Source organism: Chryseobacterium antibioticum (genome assembly GCF_012927325.1).
Lineage (GTDB): Bacteria > Bacteroidota > Bacteroidia > Flavobacteriales > Weeksellaceae > Chryseobacterium > Chryseobacterium antibioticum.
Genome location: NZ_JABBGI010000063.1, coordinates 1 through 5487, shown reverse-complemented (window position 1 = coordinate 5487; position 5487 = coordinate 1). Strand labels below are relative to the sequence as shown.

5 protein-coding genes are annotated in these 5487 nt (G+C 35.7%); 3 read left to right on the top strand and 2 right to left on the bottom strand.

What is annotated here, in order from left to right:
- Positions 1 to 168: 168 nt before the first annotated feature.
- Positions 169 to 1188 (top strand): T9SS type A sorting domain-containing protein, encoded by a 1020-nt coding sequence (locus tag HHL23_RS22225; protein ID WP_169236920.1) that lies wholly within the window; start codon positions 169 to 171, stop codon positions 1186 to 1188.
- 58 nt (positions 1189 to 1246) lie between these two features.
- Here HHL23_RS22225 and HHL23_RS22220 read toward each other — a convergent pair whose 3' ends face one another.
- Entirely contained in the window at positions 1247 to 1783 is a 537-nt protein-coding gene (locus HHL23_RS22220) for a helix-turn-helix transcriptional regulator (protein ID WP_169236919.1), read from the bottom strand.
- An 839-nt stretch (positions 1784 to 2622) separates the two neighbouring features.
- Between HHL23_RS22220 and HHL23_RS22215 the strand changes: the two genes are divergently transcribed.
- Entirely contained in the window at positions 2623 to 3732 is a 1110-nt protein-coding gene (locus HHL23_RS22215) for a M14 family zinc carboxypeptidase (RefSeq protein ID WP_169236918.1), read from the top strand.
- A gap of 73 nt (positions 3733 to 3805) precedes the next feature.
- Here HHL23_RS22215 and HHL23_RS22210 read toward each other — a convergent pair whose 3' ends face one another.
- Entirely contained in the window at positions 3806 to 4321 is a 516-nt protein-coding gene (locus tag HHL23_RS22210) for a DUF4920 domain-containing protein (RefSeq protein WP_169236917.1), read from the bottom strand.
- Positions 4322 to 4464: 143 nt separating this feature from the next.
- On the opposite strand from HHL23_RS22210, the gene HHL23_RS22205 reads away from it, so the two are divergent.
- Positions 4465 to 5385 carry an APC family permease gene (locus tag HHL23_RS22205; protein WP_228464949.1) on the top strand — a complete coding sequence of 307 codons (921 nt, stop codon included), beginning with the start codon at positions 4465 to 4467 and terminating at the stop codon, positions 5383 to 5385.
- Positions 5386 to 5487: the final 102 nt, after the last annotated feature.

Sequence of the window (5487 nt, the reverse complement as noted above, 5' to 3'; positions counted from 1 at the left end):
AGATGTCATTAAAAAATATATAGAAAATCAAGGAAAAGAAAAAGAATATCAAAAAGTGCATGAGGCTCAACTTACACTTTTTGACTTTTAATACTTCGGGGCTCTGCCCCGGGGTAGTTTATTTAATTACAAATGATTATATTTGATTAAACCAATAAAAACTAATATATGAAAAAAACATTACTCGTTGCTGTCTTTATGACAGCCAACTTTGCTTTTGCACAAACCTATAATAATGGAGGTTTAAGTACTGGGGCTACTTCCAAAGGAGGTCTTGCGGCACCAGCCGGATACACATGGTCTGAGCTTCAGAACAACACCGGAAATACAACAGAGTCTAATACCAGCCTTGGATTAGGAGGAACATTCAGTTCGGCTACAGCAAGCTTTTTTCTGGCAGATGATTTTACGGTTCCTGCCGGGTCCAGTTGGCAGATCACAACCATTGACTTTTTTGCTTATCAGACAAATTATGTGGGGACAACTGCACCTTTTAATACGGTGAGGGTTAATATATTCAGTTCAGATCCTTCTGTGACTGGTGCCACAAGCGTGTATGGAGATGATACCACCAATAGATTCAGCGCTGGTGTAGATGCCAGTATGTACAGAACAGGAAACAGTATGGTACCAACCGCTACAACCCCAGGAACTGCCAGGAAGATCTGGAAAATTACAGCAAGTACTCCTAAAACTTTAAATCCAGGAATATATTGGATAAAATATCAGCTGCAAAATGTAGTTACTGCTAGTGCGGGCTTCTTACCTCCGGTTACCATTGTAGGAAACAGGGGACTTCCCACTTTTAATGCGAAGCAATTTGATGCTATTTTGGGAACCTGGGCTCCTATAGTAGATGCCGGAAATCCTGCAGCAGCTCCGGATTATCCTTTGGATATGCCATTCGTTATTACATTTACGTCTACAATATTAGGAACACAGGAAACTATGCAGTATGATAACAGAGTTCAGGTTTATCCTAATCCGGTAAAAGACAATTTCAGAATTAATAATCCTGAAAAACTCAGTATAAGTTCCGTGGAAATTATGGATGCTTCCGGAAAGCTGGTAAGAAGGTTGAAAGGCTCTGAAGAGTATCATGTTTCAGATCTGCCAAAAGGAAATTACATTCTGAAAATAAAGAATAAAGATGGCCATACAAAAATTACAAAACTAATAAAGCAATAGCTTTAGTTTTCTTCTTCAAATATTTTTTATCCTGGCCATTTTCTTTGGCCAGGTTTTTTTAGGGCTCAAAACTCTCAAATTTTCCGTTTTCGTAGAACAGAACAATTCGTTTGATCTTATTGGATTGATTTCCAATCACTTGGTTTAGTATTTGATCGTTAGAATTTTCTAATCGCTGAGAATCGGATATATTTTTCTGAGCTTTATATGGGGGTGGTATAAACGATTCTCGCGGGCTCTCTTTCAGGGCCTTAATTTCCTCTTCTGCTCTGAAATCTTCATCATCCTTCATCATGGTAAATAAGTCGGGGAGCGGAGTAGGTTTTCCTTTCTCATCATCCGCTTTTTCTTCCGAAGCTGATTCTACTTCCGGTAATTCCGATTTCAGCATTTCACCTTCACCTGTCACCAACCAATCCCAAAGAATTTCTGGAAAACTGGATTTTATCTTTATAATAAATTCCAGAGATGGTTTGTTTCTTCCGGAAGTGATATGTGAAATGGAAGAACGTTGTACATCAATTTCATCTGCAAACTCAGAAGGACTGAGATTGGAATACTCTATAACTTTGGAAATTCTTTCGTTTAAACTCATAAAAATAAGTTGTCAATTGTTTTACAAATGTAAATAATAAAATTTACATGAGCAATTTACATAAGTGAAAAGTATTGACTTTTATCAATGTACAAATGTAAACGATTGTAATGCTTTAAAAAACAGTTATTTATATTATAGGATACAATTATGGAGTACAATTGAGTAATGTAAACTCAATTCTAACCAGATAAATTTCCTTAAATAATCTTCTTTAGATATTTCTGATTTAGTAAGCACCAATGAAAGATATTTATGACGAAATTGTAATATAAACTGCTGATTATTAGTGTTTAAAATGTAAACTAGGGATTTTAGGCTTAATCTAATTAAAAGACTATCCTGAATACCAAAAAACATTTATTCCCTTTGTATACAAACGTAAATAAATGTTTAAATGGCTATATATAAGTATATTACGATTAATATAATGGATAAAATATTTTCTCTAATAGTAGGGATGTTGTAATTATACAGTAAGGTACTTTTAAACTCTAAATATATCTGAAATTCAGCAATAAACACCAAAAACTAACAATTTACACATGTATACAAGTGCGAATGACTGAGTTTTCCACATTGATCGTGTTTAAAAATATTATGCTTATTTGTAAATAAATAACCTTTTATAGACTTAAAGTGACGTTATAAATAATATTGATATAAACTTTGTAACTATCTGAATTAATGTTATTTATTATTCTTATCTGATACTTTATTCAATTAACAATTTTATCCACAGACAGAATGGCAGTCCTGCTTGTTTAGGTGAGTTACAAATGTTAACTGTTTTTTTCTGTCCAAAAATCATTAAATTTGACTCTTGTAAATTATTGATAATGAATTTTGAACAGATCTATTCTCCAAACCCTAATTTCTTAAACCGCTATATTTCCCCTGAAAAATTATTTTCTTACCTACAGAGCAATCTCGGCGGTTACATTCAAGAGATCGGAAGATCCTATTTAGATAAACCTATTTATCAGTTAAGCATCGGAACGGGAACGATTAAAGTTCTTGCCTGGTCACAGATGCACGGCAACGAATCGAATGCGACCCATGCCATGCTCGATCTGCTTGAGACTTTAGATAAGGCTCCGGAAATAAAAGAAGATCTTTTTAGTAAAGTAAAGCTGGATTTTATTTTTATGCTCAATCCTGACGGATCGGAAAGATGGACAAGACTAAATGCTGCAGATATTGATCTGAACAGGGATTTCCATAATGAGTCTAGCAAGGAGATTAAGTTTCTAAAAAAAACTGTGGCTTCTAATACCTATGATTATGCATTAAATCTGCATGAGCAGAGAACTATTTTCACTACAGATGGTATACATCCGGCAACGCTTTCCTTTTTGGCTCCTTCAGAAAATGTAGAACGTACGGTAACGGATAACAGGAAGAAATGTATGGCTGTAATAGGATATATTTACGACCACTTAAAAGATTTAATCCCAAATCAGATTGGAAGATATTCCGACGAGTTTTACCCGACCTCTACAGGAGATAATTTTATTAAAGCTGGAATGCCAACGATTTTATTTGAAGGCGGTCATTTCGTAGATGACTATCTGAGAAAAGGAACCAGGAAATATTATACAGTTGCCTTATATTATGCACTAAAAGCAATCAGTGAATTAGACTCTGATATAGAAGGGTGGGAAAAGTATCTTGAAATTCCCGAGAACCAGGAAACGCATTATGATATTATTTACAGGAATGTAAAGCTGAATACAGACCATGAATGCATTTTGGATGTGGCCGTTCAGTATCGCGAAATTCTAGAAGAAGGAAAAGACGAAATATCTTTCGTTCCCTTTGTGATGGAAGTAGGAGATGTAAAAAGAAAAAAAGGCTGGCTTGAAGTAGACTGTACAGGAAAGAAATTTGTATCTGCCACCAAATATCCAAAGCTGGATGCTATAGCAGAATTTACAATAGAAGACTAGATCGTATTACACATAAATAAAACGTCCTCAATAAGTCATACTTTTTGAGGACGTTATTTATTTTTAAACCAGGCTAGTTCACTACTTTAATTCCATTGGCTACAAACCTGATCTCTTCTTTAGGAGTGGTGATGGCATCAATTTCAGCCTGAGGCTTTTTAGCATCCTCAGCATAGTGCTTCTGCTCATCTATAGAAGTTACTTTTCTTTCAGCAGTTCCTTCGAGTAGTACCGTTTTACCTTTTAAGGCTGTTGGTACAAAGAACGCGTAATCTTTCATTTTTACGAAAAACTGAGAATTATCGTCAGTCTGGATCGTTAACCAGCATCCTTTTTTCTCACATACATCGGTTACTTTTCCCTTCACGGCTACGCCTTCTACTTTTTTGTTATCTTTTTTAAGCTTCTTGCTCAGTTTATCTACTGTAATGGCTTTAGACTCTGAGGTTGAAACCACTCCAGATCCATAAGTATCACCTACAATAGCATTTCCTGCCGGTGGTCCGAATTTTTTCTGTGATGTCTCCTGTGCAAAAGCTAAAGTAGAAACACTTACCGCTGCTGCAAATAATATAGCCTTGAATTTCATTTTTAATATTTTTTTCAAAAGTACTAATTAAAATTGAATAATAATCCGGTGAAAAGTTGATGAAAAATACGTGGTGCTGTAAATTTTAAACAAATTTCAGAATGAACGATAGATTTGTTTATATTTGACGCCTATACTTGACTATGCAAAAAAAACTGAAACTTTGGGATGCCATTATGCTGGTAATGGGCTCTATGATTGGAAGTGGAATCTTTATTGTAAGTGCCGATATGATGCGGAATCTGGGATCTGGTTTCTGGCTGGTCATAGTTTGGATCATTACGGGTGTGATGACGGTAGCAGCAGCAATCAGCTACGGAGAACTTTCTGCTCTGTTTCCAAAGGCGGGCGGACAGTACACTTATCTGAAGGAGATTTTTGGTAAAAAGATGGGCTTTCTGTACGGATGGGGACTGTTTACGGTGATCCAGACAGGAACTATTGCTGCCGTGGCAATGGCTTTCGGGAAATTTACAGCCTATCTGATCCCTTCATTGAATGATGCAGCACCTCTTTTCCAGAGCGGAGAATTCAAAATCACCTGGATACAGATTCTGGCAATAGCTGTTATCCTTTTACTTACTTACATCAATACAAGAGGCGTTCAGAGCGGAAAGCTGCTTCAGAATGTATTTACGGGTTCAAAAATTATTGCCTTATTAGGTTTAATTGCTACCGGATTCATTTTGGTTGATTTCTCGCATCTGTCTGAAAATTTTAGCCTTGGTTCTGATTCATTTAATAATTTAAAAAAAGACATAAGCGGTAATTTCCTTAAAGAAGGTTGGGAGCCTATTGGGGGAATGACCTTACTTGGAGGTATTGCAGCCGCTATGGTAGGTTCGGTTTTCAGTTCTGTAGCCTGGGAAAGTGTGACTTTCGTTTCCGGAGAAGTAGAAAATCCTAAGAAAAATATTGTCAAATCCATGATCTACGGAACTTCCGCAGTGATGATTTTATATTTAGCAGTGAATTACGTATATCTGAATGCTTTAGATAGAGACAGTATTGCTTTTGCTACGAATGACAGGGTAGCGGTCAATGTCATTAAGTTATGGATTTAATACGTTGATTATCAGTTATTTTAATTGTTTTTTTGGTTTGTTTTTTGTATATTTAACAGTGAATCAAGCAGTTAAATCGAGAAGAAAAAAAGTAAATGATAT